At 61.9% G+C, this 20888-nt stretch carries 17 protein-coding genes; 7 read left to right on the top strand and 10 right to left on the bottom strand.

Annotated features, from left to right (window positions below):
• A partial coding sequence (gene polA / locus M622_RS34415; protein WP_021250248.1) for a DNA polymerase I occupies positions 1 to 1735 on the top strand: 1735 nt, incomplete at its 5' end.
• 58 nt (positions 1736 to 1793) lie between these two features.
• On the opposite strand, the gene M622_RS34410 is transcribed toward polA, so the two are convergent.
• The 7 genes from M622_RS34410 to gmd form a co-directional block, all read right to left on the bottom strand.
• Positions 1794 to 3629, bottom strand: coding sequence for a polysaccharide biosynthesis protein (locus M622_RS34410; protein WP_021250247.1), 1836 nt, complete (start codon positions 3627 to 3629; stop codon positions 1794 to 1796).
• Between the two features lie 87 nt (positions 3630 to 3716).
• The gene (locus tag M622_RS34405; RefSeq protein ID WP_021250246.1) at positions 3717 to 4268 is read right to left on the bottom strand and encodes a sugar transferase; all 552 of its coding nucleotides are present in this window, start codon (positions 4266 to 4268) and stop codon (positions 3717 to 3719) included.
• Positions 4265 to 5233: a UDP-glucose 4-epimerase family protein gene (locus M622_RS34400; protein ID WP_021250245.1), complete on the bottom strand. Its 969-nt coding sequence runs from the start codon at positions 5231 to 5233 to the stop codon at positions 4265 to 4267. The genes M622_RS34405 and M622_RS34400 overlap by 4 nt, the downstream gene beginning before the upstream one ends.
• Positions 5233 to 6378, bottom strand: coding sequence for a glycosyltransferase (locus M622_RS34395; RefSeq protein ID WP_031347261.1), 1146 nt, complete (start codon positions 6376 to 6378; stop codon positions 5233 to 5235). Before M622_RS34395 ends, M622_RS34400 begins: the two co-directional genes overlap by 1 nt.
• Positions 6379 to 6381: 3 nt before the next feature.
• Positions 6382 to 7542, bottom strand: a complete 1161-nt coding sequence (locus M622_RS34390; protein WP_021250243.1) for a glycosyltransferase family 4 protein — start codon at positions 7540 to 7542, stop codon at positions 6382 to 6384.
• 1 nt (position 7543) lies between these two features.
• Entirely contained in the window at positions 7544 to 8428 is an 885-nt protein-coding gene (locus M622_RS34385; protein ID WP_021250242.1) for a GDP-mannose 4,6-dehydratase, read from the bottom strand.
• Between the two features lie 9 nt (positions 8429 to 8437).
• Positions 8438 to 9475: a GDP-mannose 4,6-dehydratase gene (gene gmd / locus M622_RS34380; protein ID WP_021250241.1), complete on the bottom strand. Its 1038-nt coding sequence runs from the start codon at positions 9473 to 9475 to the stop codon at positions 8438 to 8440.
• A 203-nt stretch (positions 9476 to 9678) separates the two neighbouring features.
• Here gmd and M622_RS34375 point away from each other — a divergent pair, with 203 nt between their 5' ends.
• The 6 genes from M622_RS34375 (at position 9679) to M622_RS39805 (ending at position 17882) form a co-directional block, all read left to right on the top strand.
• Positions 9679 to 10281, top strand: a complete 603-nt coding sequence (locus M622_RS34375) for a hypothetical protein (protein ID WP_021250240.1) — start codon at positions 9679 to 9681, stop codon at positions 10279 to 10281.
• Positions 10278 to 12044, top strand: a complete 1767-nt coding sequence (locus M622_RS34370; RefSeq protein WP_021250239.1) for a type I secretion system permease/ATPase — start codon at positions 10278 to 10280, stop codon at positions 12042 to 12044. The genes M622_RS34375 and M622_RS34370 overlap by 4 nt, the downstream gene beginning before the upstream one ends.
• Before the next feature lie 28 nt (positions 12045 to 12072).
• Positions 12073 to 13833 (top strand): type I secretion system permease/ATPase, encoded by a 1761-nt coding sequence (locus tag M622_RS34365; RefSeq protein ID WP_021250238.1) that lies wholly within the window; start codon positions 12073 to 12075, stop codon positions 13831 to 13833.
• A 95-nt stretch (positions 13834 to 13928) separates the two neighbouring features.
• Positions 13929 to 15275, top strand: coding sequence for an HlyD family type I secretion periplasmic adaptor subunit (locus M622_RS34360; protein WP_021250237.1), 1347 nt, complete (start codon positions 13929 to 13931; stop codon positions 15273 to 15275).
• 2 nt (positions 15276 to 15277) lie between these two features.
• Positions 15278 to 16624, top strand: a complete 1347-nt coding sequence (locus tag M622_RS34355; protein WP_021250236.1) for a TolC family outer membrane protein — start codon at positions 15278 to 15280, stop codon at positions 16622 to 16624.
• Between the two features lie 319 nt (positions 16625 to 16943).
• Positions 16944 to 17882 (top strand): DUF4214 domain-containing protein, encoded by a 939-nt coding sequence (locus M622_RS39805; protein WP_157282081.1) that lies wholly within the window; start codon positions 16944 to 16946, stop codon positions 17880 to 17882.
• On the opposite strand, the gene M622_RS39800 is transcribed toward M622_RS39805, so the two are convergent.
• From M622_RS39800 to M622_RS39795, 3 genes are all read right to left on the bottom strand, one after another.
• Positions 17863 to 19701 carry a CHASE2 domain-containing protein gene (locus M622_RS39800; RefSeq protein ID WP_084520767.1) on the bottom strand — a complete coding sequence of 613 codons (1839 nt, stop codon included), beginning with the start codon at positions 19699 to 19701 and terminating at the stop codon, positions 17863 to 17865. The two genes, M622_RS39805 and M622_RS39800, sit on opposite strands and share 20 nt — an antisense overlap.
• A 28-nt stretch (positions 19702 to 19729) precedes the next feature.
• Positions 19730 to 20014, bottom strand: a complete 285-nt coding sequence (locus tag M622_RS34345) for a YfiM family lipoprotein (RefSeq protein WP_021250231.1) — start codon at positions 20012 to 20014, stop codon at positions 19730 to 19732.
• A gap of 83 nt (positions 20015 to 20097) precedes the next feature.
• The coding region (locus M622_RS39795) for a Crp/Fnr family transcriptional regulator (protein ID WP_084520766.1) at positions 20098 to 20888 on the bottom strand (791 nt) is incomplete at its 5' end.

Here is a 20888-nt window from a genome sequence, read left to right as displayed (position 1 = left end):
ACTGACCGCCTTCGACACCGAAACCACCAGCCTCGACCCGATGGCGGCGCAACTGGTCGGCATGTCCTTCGCCGTCGTGGCGGGCGAGGCGGCTTATCTGCCGCTGGCGCACCGTGGCACCGACGTGGCCGCGCAACTGCCGCTGGCCGACGTACTGGCCAGGCTCAAGCCCTGGCTGGAGTCCGCGGACCACGCCAAGCTCGGCCAGAACCTCAAGTACGACACCCACGTGCTCGCCAACCACGGCATCGCTCTGCGCGGCATCGCCCACGACACCTTGCTGCAATCCTATGTGCTGGAAAGCGACAAGGCGCACGACCTGGATTCGCTCGCCAGGCGCCATCTGGGGCTCACGACCCTGCCCTACACCGAGCTGTGCGGCAAGGGCGCCAAGCAGATCGGCTTTGCCGAGGTTGCGATCGATCGCGCCACCGAATACGCCGCCGAGGACGCCGATCTCACCTTGCGCGCGCACCAGCAGCTGTGGCCGCAGCTCGAGGCCGCGCCCCAACTCGCCGCGCTTTATCGCGACATCGAACTGCCCGTGCTGTCGGTGCTGCAGCAGATGGAGCGCACCGGGGTGCTGATCGACCCCTTCCTGCTCAGCCAGCACTCCGAGGAGCTCGGCCGCCGTCTGCACCAGCTCGAACTCGACGCGCACGCGCTCGCCGGCCAGCCCTTCAACCTCGCCTCGCCCAAGCAGCTGGGTGAAATCCTGTTCGTCAAGCTCGGCCTGCCGCCAGTCAAGAAGACCGCCACCGGCCAGCCCTCGACCGACGAGGAGGTGCTGGAAAAGCTCGCCGATGACTATCCCTTGCCCAAGCTGCTGCTCGAACACCGCAGCCTGGCCAAACTGAAAAGCACCTACGCCGACAAGCTGCCGCGCATGGTCAACCCCAGGACCGGCCGCGTGCACACCAGCTTCTCGCAGGCCACCGCCGTCACCGGGCGGCTGTCGAGCTCGGAGCCCAATCTGCAGAACATCCCCATCCGCACCCCCGAAGGTCGTCGCATCCGCGCCGCCTTCATCGCCCCCAGGGACCAGCTCATCGTCTCCGCCGACTACTCGCAGATCGAGCTGCGCATCATGGCCCACCTGTCGGATGATGCCCGCCTGCTCGAAGCTTTTGCGCAGGGCGAGGACGTGCACCGCGCCACCGCCAGCGAGGTCTTCGGCGTGCCGGCGGCCGAAGTCAGCAGCGAGCAGCGCCGCTATGCCAAGGTGATCAACTTCGGTCTCATCTACGGCATGAGCGCGCACGGCCTGGCGAAGAACCTCAACATCGACCGTGCTGCCGCACAGAGCTGGATAGACCGTTATTTCGCGCGCTACCCCGGCGTCGCCGACTACATGGAGCGCACCCGTCTCGAGGCACGCGACCAGGGCTACGTCGAAACCGTCTTCGGCCGCCGCCTCTATCTGCCCGACATCCGCGCCAGCCAGGCCGGCCGCCGTCAGGGCGCCGAGCGCGCGGCGATCAACGCGCCCATGCAGGGCACCGCCGCCGACCTGATCAAGAAGGCCATGATCGCCACCCGCGACTGGCTGGCACAGTCCGGCCTGCAATCCAGGCTGGTGCTGCAGGTGCACGACGAGCTGGTGCTGGAAGTGCCGCAGAGCGAACTCGACACCATCCGCGCCGAGCTGCCGCGCCTGATGGGCGGCGTCGCAAAGCTGAAGGTGCCGCTGCTGGTGGAAGTGGGCGCGGGGGAGAACTGGGACGAGGCGCATTGAGCCGCGTCACACTGAGCCGCCGCGCAAGGCTCAAGCCCAGGCGCTGATTGACGTGCTCTTAATGCCGTGCTGGTTCATATTCCGGCACCCAGCGCTTCAACCCTGCTCGTACTTCTTCATCACTGACCGGCCCGGCTTGCGACAACCATTGTGTGAACTCGTCGAGAAAAGTGTCCGCCACCGGGCGCGAGCGCGCGATGCGCAGTTTGGGGTGGGGCGTTGTGCGCGTGTGCTCGGCGTCCGTCAATAGTTCCTCGTAGAGCTTCTCTCCCGGTCGAAGCCCGGAAAACTCGATGCGGATCTCGTCTTCCTTGTAGCCCGATAGCCGGATCATGTTGCGCGCGAGGTCGACGATCTTCACCGGCTCGCCCATGTCCAGTACAAAGATCTCTCCGCCCTGGCCCATGGACGCAGCCTGCAGGACCAACTGCGCTGCCTCCGGGATGGACATGAAGTACCGGTTCACCTCGGGGTGGGTTACCGTGACCGGACCGCCGCGAGCGATCTGATCCGCAAATTTCGGAATCACGCTACCAGTGCTGCCCAGTACGTTGCCAAAGCGCACGATTTCCATTTGCGTAAGGCCCGGAGCCGAGCGCTGCAGTGCCTCGCAGGCCATTTCGGCGACGCGCTTGCTAGCGCCCATCACATTTGTCGGGTTCACGGCCTTATCGGTCGAGATCAGCACAAAGCGTTCCGCGCCATGCCGCTGCGCTTGGCTTGCCACCTGGAAGGTGCCCAGGGCGTTGTTGCGCACCGCCTGCCAGGCATTGCCTACTTCCATCAAGGGCACATGCTTGTAGGCCGCGGCGTGGAAGACGAGTTGTGGTGTCCATGCAGAAAATATCTCCTGCACGCGCATCGCGTCCTTGACGTCTCCGGCGAGGGTGCTGAGCGGCACGCTCGGCATGTGCACGCGAAACCACTGCTCGATGTTGTACAGCGCAAACTCGTTGACTTCGAGCAGCACTAGGCGCGCGGGCGCGAACCGAGCGAGCTGACGGCAAAGTTCGCTGCCGATCGAGCCGCCGGCACCAGTGATGAGTATGGTTTTGCCACAGACCATCTTGCTCACGTTCGCGGTGTCGATCTGCACCGTCTCACGTCCGAGCAGGTCCTCGATATCCACCGGGCGCATGGCGTTGATTGCCACCCTGCCGTTCATCAGGTCTTCGAGCGCAGGCACGGTGAATACATGAGCGCCTGCTCTCACCGCCACATCGGTGGCGCGGCGCAGGGCATCGGAAGCCGCAGAAGGCATGGCGAGAATGACATGCTTGACGCGGTACTGTTTGAGCGTCTCGGGAAGCATATCGATGCCGCCTGTAACCGGGCGGCCGTGGAGATCGCGTCCCCACTTGCTGCGGTCATCATCGACCAGCGCCACCACGCGCCAGTCCGGGCTGCGCGCGAGTTCGCGCACCAGCATCGCGCCGCCCGTACCGGCGCCCACCACGATCACCGGCTTGCCGGCGCCCACCAGCCCGCCGTACAAGCGGTGCTCCTTCCACATGCGCCACGCTGCCCGTCCCCCGCCCATGATGGTCAGCAGCAGCACCGGGTACAGCACGACCATGGAGCGCGGCAAGGCCGGCTCGCCGCGGTCCATTGCCACCATCAGCGTCAACGCCAGGGCCGATAGACCGATGGCCTTCATCACCCGTTTCAGATCGGGCAGGCTGGCGAACACCCACATGCCCCGATAGAGCCCGGCGACTCTGCAAGCCAAGGCGTGCACAACAAGCAGTGCGCCGCCCACCATCAGCATCTTGTGGGTGAAATGCACAGGCCATTCGAAATTGAAGCGCAGCAAGAGCCCGCCCACCCAGGCCGTGATGGCCGCCAGCAGGTCGAACAGAAAAACAAAGGTGGATCGCGCGTGCCGCTTGATCATGGAAGGGTGTGGGTAGTGGGTGAGCGCGAAGCGGAGCGGCCGGCACGGATGCGGTCGGTGAGCGCGTTGTCTGGATTGATCATGTCTTCAAAGCCGCAGCCGATCTCCCGTGCCTTTGCCGGACACGGTCAAAAGTATGTAGCGAAAGTAAGCGCGCAGGTTCAAGGACTGCAACATGCGAGCATCCACCCGCGCCAGCAATTCGGGCGTGGACATGTCAATTTCACTGATCTGCGCCAGGCCGGTGATGCCCGGTCGGGCATTGAAAACCCCTTTCCGGACGCGCGCTTCGATCAGTTCGTGCTGGTTGAACAGGCATGGCCGGGGGCCTACCAGGCTCATCTCGCCCTTCAGCACATTCCACAACTGCGGCAGCTCATCAAGTTTGGTGCGACGCAAGAATCGGCCGAACGGGGTCACCGCACTGTTGCTCACCAGGTGTGTGGCGACAGAGGCCGTTCCCGGCCGCATGGTGCGGAACTTCAACAAGATGAAGGGTTTTTGAAAACGCCCCACGCGCTGTTGACGGAATATCGGTGAGCCCGTATCCCACATGCCGATCAGCGCAATCAGCAGCAAGGCTGGCCAGCCCAGCAAGAGGCCCAACGCCGAAAAGAACAGGTCGAAGAAGCGAATCATTTCAGCTTGTCCATCACCGCTCGCCTGAGCCCTTCGTCCACCGTCAGCGGTGGTGTCCAGCCCAAGGTATCCCGGGTGTGGGCAATATCCAGCTGCAAGCTGCCCAGCAAACGCTGCGCCATGCCGCTCTTGCCCAGCAGCGCTGCAGTCTTTTGAAGCAGCACCGGGGAAATGGGCAACAGGCGCGCGGGCCTGCCCATTGCCTTGCCCAGGCGCTGCAACAGTGCAGTCGTCGACAGATCTTCACCATCGCTCACCAGGAAGGTCTGATTGGCCGCTGCGGCGTGATCGATGCAGGTCACGATCAAATCCACCAGATTGTCCACCGCCACCAGACTGCGCCGATTGGCCGTGACCGCACCCAGGGGTAAAGGCAGGCCGCGCCAGACGGCGCGCATCATCATGGCGAAGTTGCCGCTGACGCCATCGCCATAAACCAAGGGTGGACGAATGACGACGACTTCCATGCCGGTGTGCGCGGCAAGCCTGCGTAAGCCGGCCTCGGCTTCGGCTTTCGAAATGCCGTAGGGGTCCTGTGGTGACACCTTGTCCGTTGCGCGATAGGGGGCGCCCGCCAGCGTTTGCTCACCGTTCACCTTGATCGAACTGATGAACACGAAGCGTCGCACCCCGGCGCTTGCCGCCTGACGTGCAAGCTTCAGGCTGCCCTCCACATTCACTGCACGAAAAGCCTGCAGGGCGTCGCCAGCCCTGTCTCGCATCACGTGCACGCGTGCGGCGGCGTGCACCACCGTGCCCACGCCTTCAAGCAGTGCCGACCAGTCGTCGTCGCCTTCCAGTGCGGGGCCTTGCACGCAAGCCAGTGCCGACGGCCTGGTATGGACGACTCCGCACACTGGCCAGCCCTCGTTGAGCAGACGCGCCATGAGCGCGGAGCCGATGAAGCCGCTTGCGCCGGTGATCAGCACCTTGTTGCGGGCGTGTGAATCGGCATGCATGGGCATCACGCTGTGCGTCCGGCCACTTTGCGATAAAGCCGTGCGTAAGCTTGTCCCAGCGCCGCACCCGAAAAGAGCTGCTCGTAGCGTCGCCGCGCAGCTTGCCCCATCTGCAGTGCGAGTGCCTCATCTTCAAGAAGGCGACTCATGGCCTCCGCCAGGGCGCGCGGGCTTCCCGGCTCGACCACGAAGCCGGTTTCCCCATCGGCGTTCACAAAAGAGGTGCCAGTATTTATTTCGCAGGAAATCATCGGCTTGCCAATCATGGCGGCTTCTACCAGCACCATGCCGAAGGCTTCGGAGCGCAGGTGCGATGGCAGCACCAAGGCGCGACAGTGTTTCAGGAGCGCGACCTTCTCCTCGTCCGAAACCTGGCCTGCAAACATGACGCCGTGTGCGCCAGTCTTTGACGCCAATTGGCGAAGGGACTCCGCCTCAGGCCCCGTGCCCGCGATCACGATGCGGGTGCTGAGCAGGCGTGCAGCCTGAATCAGCGCATGCAGCCCTTTGTAATAACGCAGGACGCCAATGAACAGGAAAAACGGCCCACCTTTATCCAGCCCAAGTCGGCCGATGATGCGCTCGTCGCCCTCCTGCGGGTAGGAGCGCTCATCGATGCCGAGCGGAATCACGCTCAGCTTCTCGCGCAGCGCCGGGTCTGCAAGGACGCTGCTCGTGCGCGCATAGGCAGGCGAATTCGCCACAATCGCCTGCATGCTCCGCAGCGTGCGTTGCATCAGCGGGGTGTAGGCGGCGCCAAGCCATTTCTGCCGCACGATGTCCGAAATGTAAGTCAGCACGCTTGGTGTGTGCGGGCGCACGCACTGGTGCAGCAGGTCTGCAAACGGCCAGGGAAACAGGTAGTGGATGACATCGGCTTCGTTGGCCAGCTGTCGAAAGGTCAGGAACGCGTTCGGCCCGCCCAGATCGCAGGATGCCGGCGCAGCCCATGATCGGCAACGCACCACCCGCCCCTCGGGGCGCTGCAAGACCGCGGGCTGGGGCGTTGGCGACAAGGTGAACACGGTGTTCTCGATGCCGAATTGCTGCGTCGACAGGCAGATCTGCCGAATCGCCTCTTGCAGGCCACCCGGTGGGTCGGGGAAGTAGGTGCGGTAGACATGAAGCACGCGCAAGGAAGCCGAAGACACTTCTCACTCACCCTGAACTGCGACATAGGCGGCGGCCGTCTGGCGGGCGCATTGCGCCCAGCTGAAGCGCGCCGCCTGTTCCAGCCCGAGTGCGCGCGCTTGCGTTCGCCATTCCTCATCCACCAGCCCACGTTGCAACAGCTCGCTGAGTTCATCGACATTATCGGGTGCGCACATCAGCGCAGCCTGTCCGGCCACCTCAGGCAGTGAAGAGCTGTTGGAGCACACCACGGGCACGCCCGAGGCCATCGCTTCGAGCACCGGCAAGCCAAAGCCTTCGTACAAGGACGGGAAGGCAAACAGACGCGCCCCGGCAAATACGGCGGGCAAGGCCGCACTCGACAGATATCCCAGGTAGCGTACCCATCCTTCCGTCTCGGCCTTGCGGATGCGCGCATGAAGCTCCGCGCTCTCCCAGCCTTGGTAGCCGCACAATATCAATGGAAACTGCGCTCTGAGCGGGCCTGGCATCCGGCTGTATGCATCGAGCAGCACCCCCAGATTCTTTCTCGGCTCTATGGTGCCGGAATAAAGGCAATAGCCTTCGGCGCGGAGCCCGAGCGCAGGCAGCACCGCGTCCAGTTCCGGGCGCGTGTGCGGCCGAAAACAAGCGGCACTGGCAAGCGGAATGGCGCGCACCGCCTCGGGTGCCAGCGAGAAGAAGGCCCTCACTTCCTGTCGGGTGAATTCAGAATCGGTCAATACCATCGACGCCCGCCGCACTGATTTGATGATTTCGCGCTGCATCATCCTGGCCCTGGCCCCGGGGTGGCAGTGTGCCCACGAGAAAACCGACAAGTCGTGAATCGTCACCACGCTTTTGCCAGCGAAGGGCGGCAGATAGAACTGCGGCCCATGGAAGATTGCGTCCGTGTGTCGGCGCAGTGTGCGCGACTGACGGTGGGACAGCCAGGCGCGATGTGCGGATACGATGGCTGCGTTACGCTGCAGCCACCTGCGCATCCGAATTGCTGCCGAGTTGTCGTGCACCGGGTCCGACGCTGCGGTCTCGGTGGGCAGAGCGTCCACGAAACGACTTCCGCTCATGAAGCGCAGATCGAGCCCTGGTGCTTCGTCCGCCAACTTGCGTGCCAACTCGTAGGTGTAACGACCGATGCCAGTGAGCGGAAAGCGCACGGCGTCGATCGACAGAATGACCTTCAATTCACTGCTCCAGCATCCAGCGCAGTGTCACCTCAAGCGGCGGGCTTGCCCAGTCACCAATGATGGCGCGCAGTTTCGAGGCGTCACCGCACAAGGTCTTCACCTCGTTGGCACGCACGAATGCCGGATTGCTCAGCACCTCGATGCTGCGCCCGCTGATCCTTTCTGCAGTGGCGATCACTTCACGCAATGAATATGACTTGCCAGAGCACACATTCACCGTGCTGCCCGCCGGACAGGCTTCAAGCAAGCGCCGATAAGCCTGTGCCACCGCGCGCACATCGGAGAAATCGCGCCATACGTCCACATTGCCGAGTTCAATCACCTCCGCCCCGCGGCGGAAGTGGTCCACGATCTTGGGCAGCAGGAATGACTCCGCCTGTCCCACGCCGGTGTAGTTGAACGGTCGCGTGATCACGATCGGCAAGCTGTCTGCCCACAGCCTGGCCATGTACTCCATGGCCAGCTTGCTCACCGCATAGTCATTTGCAGGCCTGGCCGGGGTGGATTCGTCGAGCATGCCTGCGGTGGTGTTGCCATACACGTTGGCGCTGCTGGCCAGCAACACGCACTCGGGCGTCTTGTCACAGGCCGCCAGCGCAGCCAGCAGCTTGCGCGTGCCGATGAGGTTTACCTGGTAGAACGCGTCGGCGTTGTCATGACCAACGAAGGTGATCGCCGCCAGATGCACCACCGCGTCCGGGCGCAGCTCGGCCAGCACGGTGCGCAAGCCTTCGCCATCGGCAAGGTCAACACGTCGATAGCGCGCATCACCCTCATCGTCGTGCGTCCCCAGGCCCCACACCTCCCAACCGTGCTGTTCAAGCTCGGCGGCGACATAGCGTCCGGTAAAGCCCTTGATGCCGGTGATCAGTGCGCGTTTCATGGTGTTTGCTCAGAATGAAGAGCCGAGCTCATTACGACGGATATCGGCCTCCACCATCATCTGGCAGAGCTGCTCAAGCGTGGTTTTCGACTCCCAGCCCAGTTCGCGCCTGGCTTTTTCCGGATTACCGATCAGCAGATCGACTTCGGCCGGCCGATAAAATTTCGCATTCACGCGCACAAGCGTCCTGCCCGAGCGGCGGTCGATGCCGACCTCCTTGTCTTCCCTGCCTTCCCACTGCAAGTCGTAGCCCACAGCCTTGCCCGCCATCGTCACAAAGTCACGCACGGTGACGGTGCGATTGGTGGCGAGCACGTAGGTCTCAGGCGTCTCTGCCTGCAGCATGCGCCACATACCGTCCACGTATTCCCTGGCAAAGCCCCAGTCGCGCTGGGCATCCATATTGCCCAGCTCGAGCACATCGAGCTTGCCCAGCTTGATCCTGGCCATGCTGTCGGACACCTTGCGTGTCAGGAACTCACGGCCGCGCAAGGGAGATTCATGGTTGAAGAGGATGCCGCTGGCGCCAAAAATGCCGTAGCTCTCGCGGTAGTTGATCGTCATCCAGTGCGCGTAAAGCTTGGCCACGCCATAGGGGCTGCGTGGGTAGAAGGGCGTGTCCTCGGTCTGCGGTATGCGCTGTACCTTGCCAAACATTTCTGAGGTCGAGGCCTGATAAAAGCGCGCCTCAGGGTTTACGATACGGATTGCTTCGAGCAGGTTGACCGCGCCCAGGCCGGTGATCTCGCCGGTGGTGATGGGTTGGTCAAACGAAACACCTACAAAGCTCTGCGCTGCCAGATTGTAGACCTCGGCTGCTGCGGTGCTCTGCAACAAACGAATGCTGGCGGAAAGGTCGGTCAGGTCGTATTCGACCAGCTTCAGATTGGGGTGATCAGCGATGCCCAACTCTTCGATACGCCAGAAATTGACCGAACTTGTACGGCGATAGGTGCCAAAAACCGTGTATCCCTTGTCAAGCAGGAGTTCGGCCAGATAGGCGCCATCCTGCCCGGTGATGCCGGTGACGATTGCAGACTTGCTCATAAACAACCTCATGTTCGACCGCTGACGGTCCGATCGCCAGAAATTTGTGTCGCATTATCGCACCTTAGCTTGGCAAATTGATGTCGTTGCTGCAGTGCGAAAGGCGTAGTGGAGGCTGTCCAGGCCTTGCCTTGCATGGTTTTCGGCGAGGTGTAAATCTCTGTTAAAGTTCATATAGGACTTGTTGTACAATCGCCGCTCCCATGCGCACCCTGCTCCGTATCCGGCTCAACACCACGCCCGAACAAAAAGACCGTCTGCTCGCCCTGCAGGCGGCTTTTGCACGGGTGTGCAATACCTTGGCGCCCATCGTGCGCGAGTCGCGGTGCTGGAATCGTGTGGCGCTGCACCATATGACTTACAGGCAGCTGCGCGAGCAATTCCCCGAAATCGGTTCGCAGATGGTGTGCAACGCCATCTATTCGGTGTGTCGCGCCAGCCGGCTGGTCTACCAGCACCCCAAGAGCCCGTTCAATCTCACCCGCCTGGGCGAGCGCCCCTTGCCCCTGTTGCGTTTTGCCGACAGCTGCCCGGTGTATTTCGATCGCCATACACTCAGCCTCAAGGCCGGGCAGGTGTCGATGTACACGCTGGACGGGCGCATGCGCTTTCAGCTCGAGCTGCGCGCCGAAGATGAGCAGGCGTTTCACGTCCAGCGCCTGCGTGAGATCGTGCTGTCGCGCCAGCTCGACGGTGGCTTCGAGCTGGCGTTCTGGTTTGCCGAAGCAGATGATCGCACCGCTGCCGCGCCACCCCATGGGGCAGACGAAATTCCCGCATACCTGATGGTTGAAGAGACCGCATGAACCCCAACAAGAAACCGTCCGAGCTGCATGAAGCCATCCTGGCCTTCAAGCCGCACTACTGGCGCGCCTTCCGTTTCGCCCTCATCGGTGCGCTGCTCATACTGGCACCCACCGCCTACATGTTCGAGGTCTATGAGCGCGTGGTGAACAGCCGCAGCCACACCACCCTCGTCATGCTGACGGTGATTCTCGTCATCGCTTACATCGTCATGGAGGTGCTCGACTGGGCGCGCTCCGAGACCATGCGCGAGGCCGGGCAGCTGCTCGATCAGCGCATGGCGCCGCGCGTCTTTCAGGCCATGTACGAGTCCAATCTGCGGCGCATGGGGCCGCCGAGCATACAGCCCATGAACGACTTCCGTACCGTGCGCGACTTTCTCCATCACCCGGTGCTGGGCGCGCTCATGGAGTCCCCGATCTCGCTGGTGTTCATGCTCATCCTGTTTCTCGCCAGCCCGGTGCTGGGCTGGGCCGCGGTGGCGGGGGCGCTGGTGCAGGTAGGGCTGGCGTGGCTCAATGAACGCAGCACCAACCCGCCGCTGACCGAAGCCAACCGCTCGGCGATCGCGGCCCAGCAATATGCCGACGGCTCGCTGCGCAACGCCGAAGTGATCGAGGCGATGGGCATGCTGCACCACATCCACCGCCGCTGGATGGAGAAGCAGCATGCTTTCCTGGGCTTGCAGGCGCAGGCGTCGGACAAGGCCGGTGCGTTTCAGGCCGGCAGCAAGTTCGTGCAGACCACCATGGGTTCGCTGCTGCTGGGCCTGGGTGGCTGGCTGATTCTGGAAAATGCACTGCCAGGAGGTCCGGGGATGATGATCGTCGCCTCGGTGCTGGGCGGGCGCATGCTCGCGCCGCTGGTGCAAATGGTGAGCCAGTGGCGCGCGGTGGTGAATGTGCGCGACGCCTGGCGCCGTCTGGAGCAGCTGCTGACCCAGATCCCGGAACGGCCTGAGGCCATGTCCCTGCCCGCTCCACGCGGCGTACTGAGCGTGGAGCACGTGATCGCTGGCGCTCCGGGCAGCAACGCCCCCATCCTGCGTGGCATCGCCTTTGCCCTGCAGGCGGGCGAAGTGCTCGCCGTGGTCGGGCCTTCGGCCTCTGGCAAGACCACGCTCGCGCGCTTGCTGGTGGGGCTGTGGCCGACCGTGAGCGGCAAGGTCCGCCTCGACGGCGCCGATGTCTTCAGCTGGGACAAGCTGGAGCTGGGCCCTTATCTGGGCTATCTGCCGCAGGGGGTGGAATTGCTCGAAGGCACGCTGGCCGAGAACATCGCGCGCTTCGGCGAGGTGGACATGGACAAGGTGCAGGCCGCAGCACGCGCGGTGGGGCTGCACGAATTCATCCTTTCCCTGGCGCAGGGCTACGACAGCCCGGTGGGGCGCGACGGTGCGATGTTGTCCGGTGGCCAGCGCCAGCGCGTGGCGCTGGCGCGTGCGCTCTACGACGAGCCGGTGTTCGTGGTGCTCGACGAACCCAACTCCAGCCTGGACGAGGCCGGTGACGCGGCGCTGGCACAGGCCATCACCCAGCTGAAGGCGCGCGGCACCACCTTCGTGGTCATGACCCACCGCACCAGTGTGCTGGCGGTGGCGGACAAGATGCTGGTGCTGCGCGAAGGCAGCCAGCAAGCCTTCGGGCCGCGCGACGAGGTGCTGGCCGCGCTCAATCAGGCCGCGGCGCAGGCCAACCAGCAGGCGCAGGGCGCACGCCCTTCAGCGCCGCCGTCCGCTGCGCCGACGCTCGCCGGTGCGCGGTGAACGCCGCTTCAAACATGAACGGATCGGAATGAATATGGCAGTCATGGGTTTCTTTGCGCGCAGCGAGCTTGCCGCCACTCTGTACGCGTTCAGGCGCGAATTCCTGGTCGTGGGCATCTTCAGCATGGTGGCCAATGTGCTGATGCTGGCACCCACGCTCTACATGCTGCAGGTCTACGACCGCGTGCTCGCCAGCCGGAGCGAGCTCACCCTGCTGGTGATCTCGCTGCTCACCCTGTTCTTCTTTGCGGTCATGGCCTTCGCCGAATGGTCGCGTTCGCGTCTGCTGGTGCGGGCCGGTGTCAGGCTGGACGCGGTGCTCAGCACCCGAGTGTTCAACGCCAGCTTCGAGGCCAACCTCAGCCATTCGGGGGCACCGGCGCAGCGCGCCTTCAACGAGCTCACCGAAGTGCGGCAGTTTCTCACCGGCAACGGCATCTTCGCCTTCTTCGACGCGCCCTGGGCGCCGATCTATATCGGCGTGCTGTTCTTCCTCCACCCCTTCCTCGGCTGGGTGTCGATCGGCTTTGCGCTGGTGCAGGCAGCGCTGGCCTGGTTCGGGCACCGGCGTACGGTCGCGCCGGCGGAGGCCGCGGCCAAAGCCTCGCTCGATGTCAATCTTTACCTGCAAGGCAAGCTGCGCAACGCTGAAGTGGTCGAGTCCATGGGCATGCTCGCCGGCCTGCGCGAACGCTGGGCCCGGCGCCATGCGGATTACATGGAGCGACAGGGCGCCTCGCAGGCGCTCACGCACCGCATCAACGCCATCAGCAAGTGGGTGCGCTACTGCCAGCAGTCCTTCGCGCTGGGCGCAGGTGCGCTGCTGGTGATCGACGGCCAGCTCACCGCCGGCGGCATGATCGCCGCCAACGTGCTCATGACCCGCGCCCTGGCGCCCATCGACCAGATGGTGAACACCTGGCGCAGCTTCATCGGCGCACGCAGCGCCTTCCTGCGCCTGGAAAAGCTGCTGCAAGCTCACCCCGAACGCGACCAGGCCCTGAGTCGCGTGCCGCCGACCGGGCAGGTGGTGCTGCGCGACGTGGTCGCCAGCGCGCCCGGACGGGCCGAGCCCATCCTCAAGCAGCTCAGCCTCGAAGCCAGCCCGGGCACCATCACCGTCGTGCTCGGACCGTCCGGCTCGGGCAAATCCACGCTGGCACGCGTGCTGATGGGCATCTGGCCCGACGTTGCCGGCGAGGTGCTGCTCGACGGCCTGCCGCTGGCAGGCTGGAGCCGCGCCGAACTGGGGCCTCATCTGGGCTACCTGCCGCAGGACATTGAGCTCTTCGATGGCACCATCGCCGAGAACATCGCCCGCTTCGCCGAGGTCGACTCGAACAAGGTCATCGAGGCCGCCCGCAGCGCTGGCCTGCACGACATGATCCTGCGCTTCCCCAAGGGCTACGACACCCCCATGGGCGAAGCGGGCAGCCTGCTCTCGGGTGGCCAGCGTCAGCGTGTCGGCCTGGCGCGTGCCATCTACGGCGACCCGGCGCTGATCGTGCTCGACGAGCCCAACGCCAACCTTGACGATGTCGGCGAGGCCGCCTTGATGAATGCGGTGCGCCAGCTCAAGGCCAAGGGCTGCACGGTGTTCCTCATCACCCATCGCCCGGGCGCGGTGGCGGTGGCCGATCAGCTGCTGATGCTGCGTGATGGCCATGTCCATTGCCAGGGCCCGCGCGACGCCGTGCTCGCTCACTTGCAGGCCCAGGCCCAGGCTCAGGCCCAGGCGCGGCCGGAGGCGCCGCCCTCGGCGGGCGCCTCGGCACCGCTTCCGGCCTGAGGCAGCACCCCCTGCATTGACCTCAGCCCCCCCGCCCTGGCTTCACCGCCACACCTGACCCACCCTTTTCGAACCGCTTTCTGCTGGACACAACCATGGCTACTTCCGATTTCAACCCCGCTCCGGCTGCGACTCCCAAGCACGGCGCTCCGCCTGCCGACACCGGCCATGCTGCTCGCGTCGGTCTGTGGGCGCTCGGCCTTGGCTTTGGTGGCTTCCTGCTGTGGGCCGCACTGGCCCCGCTCGATGAAGGCGTGCCCAGCCACGGCACGGTGATGGTGGACACCAAGCGCAAGACCGTGCAGCACCTGAGCGGTGGCATCATCACCCGGGTGCTGGTGCGCGAAGGCGAGATCGTGCAGGAGGGTCAGACCCTGATCGAGCTCGACGCCGCGAGCGCGCGCGCCAATTACGAATCCGTGCGCCAGCGCTATCTGGGCCTGCGTGCCATGCAGGGCCGGCTGGTCGCCGATCAGCTCGACGCAGAGAGCATCAGCTTTCACCCCGACCTCATCGAAGCCGCGTCCGATGGGCTGATCCAGGCGCAGATGGACATGCAGCGCCAGCTCCTGCAGTCGCGCCGTGCCGCCTTGCGCGCCACCTTGCAGGGCATAGACGAGAGCATTCTTGGCCAGGAGTCCTTGCTCCAGACCTATGACGCCATCGCTGGCCCGCGCCGCAAGCAGCTCGACTTGCTGCAAGATGAGCTCAAGCACACCCGCGCCCTCGTCAGCGAGGGCTACGCGCCGCGCAACCGCCAACTCGAGCTCGAGCGCCAGGTGGCCGAGGCCAACGCCGCGATCGCCGAGCTGATGGGCAACAAGCTGCGCGCCCAGCGCACCATTGCCGAGCTGCGCCAGCAGCACATCGTGCGTCGCCAGGAATACCGCAAGGAGGTCGAGACCGATCTCGGCAACGTGCTGCGCGAAGTGCAATCCGACGCCGAGAAGCTGACCGCCGTGCGCGCCGATCTCGAGCGCACGCAGATCCGCTCGCCGGCCTCTGGCCAGGCCATTGGCCTGGCGGTGCAGACCGTGGGCGGCGTGATCCAGCCCGGACAGAAGCTGATGGACATCGTGCCCGAGGACGAGCCGCTGCTGCTCGAAGCCAAGGTCGAGCCACACCTCATCGACAAGGTGCACACCGGGCTCAAGACCGACGTGCGCTTCAACACCTTCTCGCATTCACCACAGCTGGTGGTCGAGGGCGAAGTCATCTCGCTGTCCAGCGACCTGCTCACCGAGCAGGTCGGCGGCGGCCAGATCTCCTACTACCTCGCCCGCGTCAAGGTCACACCGGAAGGCATGAAGGTGCTGGGCAAGCACCGCATGCAGCCGGGCATGCCGGTGGAGATCATCATCAAGACCGGTGAACGCTCGATGCTGACCTATCTGCTCAACCCGCTCACCAAGCGCCTCGCCGCTTCGATGAAGGAGGAGTGAGCATGCGCGCCCCCCGCCTCCTTGTTGCCATCACCCTCGCCGGATTGCTCGCCGCGGGCAGCGCGCCGGCCTGGAGCCTGGACTTGATGCAGGCCTATCAGGCCGCCCTCGCCCAGGACGCCCGCATCCGTGCCGCACGCGCCGCGCGCGACTCGGCGATCGAGCGCCTGCCGCAGGCGCGCGCCCAACTGCTGCCCAACATCGCCATCAATCTGGGCCGCAACAAGAACGACATCGACCGCACCCAGGAGAACGCCCTCGGTCGTGATGTCTCGTTTGGCGAGGAATACTTCAGCTACAACCAGACCCTGCAGCTGCGCCAGCCGCTGTTCCGCATGCCCTTGTTCGCCGGCCTGCGCCAGGCCGGCTTCGTGGTCGATGACGCCGAAGCCACGCTCGAGCGCGAGCTGCAGGACCTCGGCTCGCGGGTCACCGGCGCCTATATGGAGGCCTTGCTGGCACAGGACGCGCTCGAGCTGGTGCTCAAGCAAAAGAGCGTCACCACCATCCAGCTCGACGCCGCGCGCAAGTCCTTGCAAGCGGGTTACGGCACCCGCACCGACATCGACGAAGCCCAGGCCCGTCTCGACATGAATACCGCCGAGGAGCTCAGCGCCCACCAGCACGTCGAGTTCACCCGTCGCCAGCTCGAAATCCTCATCAATCAGCCGGTCGACAGCCTGGTCACGGTCGACGCCCAGCGCCTGCCGCTGCTGCCGCCCGAACCGGCCGAGGTGGCGGCCTGGGTTCGCATGGCCGAGGAAAGCAGCCCCGAGGTGCGCGCGCTGCAGGCCCGCCTCGACACCGCCAGGGCCGAGATCGACAAGGCGCGCGGCGGACATTACCCGACCGTAGACGCCATCGCCCAGATCTCGCGCAGCGGCAGCGAAAACGTCACCTCGCCGAGCTCGAGCTACACCAACCACCTGATCGGCCTGCAGGTGAACATCCCCCTCTTTGCCGGCGGCTACGTCAACTCCAGCGTCCGCCAGGCCATCGCCGAACAGGTCCGCGCCGAAGAAAACCTCGAGGCCACCCGGCGTGACCTCGCCGTGCGCGTGCATCGCGAACATCGCGGCATCACCGAAGGCGTGCTCAAGGTCAAGGCCCTGCAGCAGGCCGTGCGCTCCGCCCAGCAGCTGGTGCAGTCAAGCAAGCGCTCGTTCGAGGCCGGCAGCCGCAGCACGGTGGACGTGCTCAACGCCGAGCAGCAGCTGCAGAGCACGCTGCGCGATCTCGCCGAGGCGCGCTATGTGTATCTGCTGTCACGCGTGCGCCTGCGCGCACTGGTGGGGATGGACAGGGAGCAGAGCATTGGTGAGGTGAATGGCTGGCTGGGTGGGAGCTGAGTCTGCTGCCGGCCTTGGCCACCGTTTTTGGCTGATCGTGCAATTCAGTTGTCGTAGTTGCGGCGAAATGCGAGAATCCTGGCCCCATGTCGTGGTCATGAACATCTGACGCAAGACAGGTGCGTTTTCTTCCAGTCCTGACCTGCAAGCGTTGTCCAAACCGGTTCCGAGGCCAGCGCAGAAGGTTGCTGGTCGCTACCTCGACGCTCCGACGCTCAACACCGTTTCCTGCGTTCGTCATGCGTCTCGTATTGTTCCCTGCACAATCCCGTAAGCGGAGGCAATGATGGCAGTCGTAAATTTGCATCGATCGCAAGACATGTTTGATCCATCGGTCTGGTATGGCTACGTCGAAAGTTACTCATCCAGTCATATCACGATCAAATCCGGACCTCATTCAGGAACCTATTACGGTAATTTTTCTTACGATTCATATGGAAATCCGTATGGGGTGCTAACCAGCTATACGCAGACATCTAACGGATTTACAAATTATTCAGTAAGTGGTTTGAGTCATGATGCTGCCAGGGTGAATTCATACCTTGATCGTGGTGACGCGATTGGTTTGCAGTCTTACGTATTAAGCGGAAATGATCAGATCAATGGCTCTTCATCCAGTGATGGGATTCAAGGTTGGCGAGGTAACGATACTCTTTTTGGAAATGGCGGTAATGACATTCTGGCGGGTGGCCAGGGAAACGACTATATTGACGGTGGTGCAGGTCTTGATACCAGCTTTTATTTTTCATCGCGAGCAAATTATTCTGTACTGAAGGTAGGCGAGGCTTACAAAGTTTCGGGTGCGGAGGGTGTGGATACCCTGGTTAACGTCGAGCGTATTCGCTTTGCAGATAAATCGATGGCACTCGACGTAGATGGCGATGCGGGTGATGTATATCGCCTTTACAAGGCGGCATTCAATAGAGCTCCGGATGAGCTCGGCTTGGGTTACTGGATTGCAAAGCTCGATAATGGAGAAAATCTCGTCAATGTCGCGAAAGGCTTCACTGTCAGCACGGAGTTCAAAAGCACTTATGGGGCCAGCCTGACAGACGAGTTTTTTCTGGAAAAAATTTATCAGAATGTGCTGGGTCGCACCTACGACGAAGTTGGCTTCAATTACTGGATCACTGGACTGCAATCTGGATCGATGACGCGCGAGTGGGTTTTAACCGGATTCTCTCAGTCGAATGAGAACAAGGCCAACGTGATCGGACAGATCAGTAATGGCTTTGAGTTCATTGATCATCTTCTTTAAGCGAAACCCGAAACACTTCGATTGGCTGTGTGACTCCACGCAAGCTGATGTGCCCTATCGATGTGGTCGGGTGCCGCTTCAGCAGCGTTTGGGTATAAGGTCCAATCACGATATCCGTGGGGAGCTTGCGTGCGGCCTCCTGCAATCGTGATGCAAAATTGATGCAGTCACCCACTGCCGTATAAGTGCTTCTAAAGTCAGTACCCAAGTCGCCGACCAGTGCGGTGCCGCTTTCGATGCCGATGCGCACACGCAGCGCTTTTTGGCCTTGTTGGACACGTTCGGCATTGAAGGCTTCTATCATCGCCAGCATGCCCTTCGCGGCGTCAATGGCGCGATCGGCTCGATCGTCGCAGGGGAGGGGCGCCCCCCAGAACGCAACCAGGCCATCACCGGTGTACTTGTCCAAGGTGCCGTCGCACTCAAGTACAGGGTGCGTCAAAACCCGAAGAAAAGCCTTCGTCAAGGCAGCAGCCTCGGGAAGTGATAGTGCGGAAGTTGTCGCGGTGTAATTCTCCATGTCTGCCACCAGGACCGTGATCTCCCGCAGTTGAGGTTCCAGACTATGAGCAAAATCCGATAGCAGAATCTTGTCCAGAACGGATTTGGCGACGTAGTGAGAGAATCTTTCGATCAGTTTTTTTTCCCTTAACTGTGACCGTCGCCACTCGTAGGGTACGCCCAGGCCGAACAGCAACAAGTAGCCTGTCATCGGTGCCACGATCGACCACGTAGCTTGGTTCAAGACCCCCCAAACCGAAATGGCAAGCCACAATGTGACAAAGACAGAAATACAAAGTGTATTCCCCCACACCGCTCCACGCAACATCACCAGGATGGTAATGAAAAAGCTGGATATGACCCACAAGACGAGAAATGATCGTCCCGACCACGCTGGGTTCATTTTTCCTTCTTTCAAGTCCAGCATCGCTGACAGGCTCGATGCGTGCACCAACATTCCGGAACTCAACGGTGCAAGCGGAGTGCTGACTCGATCACCCTGGCTCAGCGAAGATGAGCCGATGATGATGTATCGGTCATGGAGGAGTTCATCGGCCGCGCGCTCGGCGAGTACCTCGTGGGCAGGCACAACGGTGTACGCAGACAGTGATTTCGTGAATGGCACGCGCCAGAAGCCTTGATCATCGGTCACGAGCCTGACTGCGCCTCCACCCCAACACTCCAGCAAGGCGTAGGACAAATGGAGATAATGTGCAGCGCCGTGTCGGGTGTGAAGCGGAATTTTTCGGAGTACTCCATCCCCATCGGGAATATAGCCAATGTTTCCCACACAGTCTGAGCCACTTAATCCTTGGTGGTTGGCGATGAAACCGCTTGCAGAAATCGATGCATGCCCACTGGAGTTCAGCTCTCCTCCGGTAAGAACGCCCTGATCGACTTTTTGCACCCTCTCTGCATAATCAAATATCTGCGAAAGGGTTATGGGTCCATGCATGGCCAATGCTGCCAGACGTGCGTCGCCTTCAGGATCGGCTGCATCCGGAAAGACAATATCTATCGCTAGTGCCCTTGCCTGATAGCGTTGAAGCAGGGTCTCGATCAGCGCTGCTATCTTTGCCCGTGGCCAGGGCCAGGGCCCCTCTGCAGATATTGAGGCCTCGTTGACATCCACGATGGCTATCCTGTCATCGGGGGTGTCGTCTTCGACTAAGCGCAGAATTGCATCACGTATTGACTCGTCTATCTGTGTCAAGTGTTGGGGTCGTGTCCACTCTATCCACATCGTGACTACAACTGCCAGCGCGAAAACGAACACATGGACAGCTGTTGCCGTGCGCCAATGTTGACGTGATGTCATAAAAATATTCGAAAATCGATTGCAACCTTCATCTCTGAAATAGTGGCGTCGAGATGATGCGTATCATGTAGAGTGCCACCAAGCAGCCAGCTGCATTCGCTACCAGGTCCATGATGGAAAACCCACTTCCGAACTTTCCGTCCCAGATTTCCTTCAGTAGCCCAATGCTCATCACAAAAAAGATCGCCCATGATTCAGGCCATATCACTCTTGCAAATATCATCATCCAGAAACTCCATTGAAAGTGGAGGTGTTTGTCTTCTTGAAGGGTGAACTGCAATAGCTTGTTGAGTCCATTTTTTATGTTCAGCATCAATGACTCATTTTAAATTCATCTTCCATAAGTGCCGGACTGTATCTTGATGCCGCCTCCATGGTGCATCCAACGCATGTCAGTCATTTTGAAAGACGAAGTGTTCCAAATGCTGCGCTGCGGAGCAGGTCGGGCTTTCTTACGATCAGTCTTCTACGGTCTTTATGCACGACATCATGTTCGATGAGGGCGGTGATTGCTCTTGACACGGTTTCCCTGCTCGTATTTGCCATGATTGAAATTTCTTGCTGCTTTGGCATTTTATCGATGAGCCGCAAGCCGCCGGGCGCATCGTGAGCTAGATGTTCCAGTATGGTGAAAACGCGCTGAAAGGCGTTCGGGAGAGAAGCGACCGTTTGGTGAAAGGAAGCTTTCCTCAGCTTGGCTGCCATTCGTCTCAATACGCGCTCTGCAACCTGAGGGTTGTTGTAGATCAAGGCCTTTGCATGGGATTTCGCCAGTTGCCCGATCGTTGAGTTTTCACATGCCAGAACTGATGCTGACCGAGGCAGTCCGTCAATGATCGATATCTCGCCAAAATAATCGCCACTGTTTATGAAATTCAGGCCTATTTCTTGCCCCTCATCGGTGACATCCACTGCCTGCAACTGTCCGGAAAGCACCAGGACAAGATGTTCGCCTGGGCTGCCCTTGAGCACTACATAGGCACCTTTCCTGACTTTCCGGACCTGGAGATTGTTCTCGATGAATTCGAGCGAGGCTCTGTCCAGATCACAGAGCAAGGGAACCCAGCTGAGATCCAGTTCTTTTTTGCTCTGTGACTCCGGGATGGCGTTGGTGCAATAAAATGTCATCCATCCCGGCGGCGCCGGACTTCCTGACGGTTTGAGGTCGAGCATGGCAGCGCGAGCGA

The organism is Thauera terpenica 58Eu, assembly GCF_000443165.1.
GTDB lineage: Bacteria > Pseudomonadota > Gammaproteobacteria > Burkholderiales > Rhodocyclaceae > Thauera > Thauera terpenica.
This window is presented reverse-complemented; position numbering and strand designations above follow the sequence as displayed.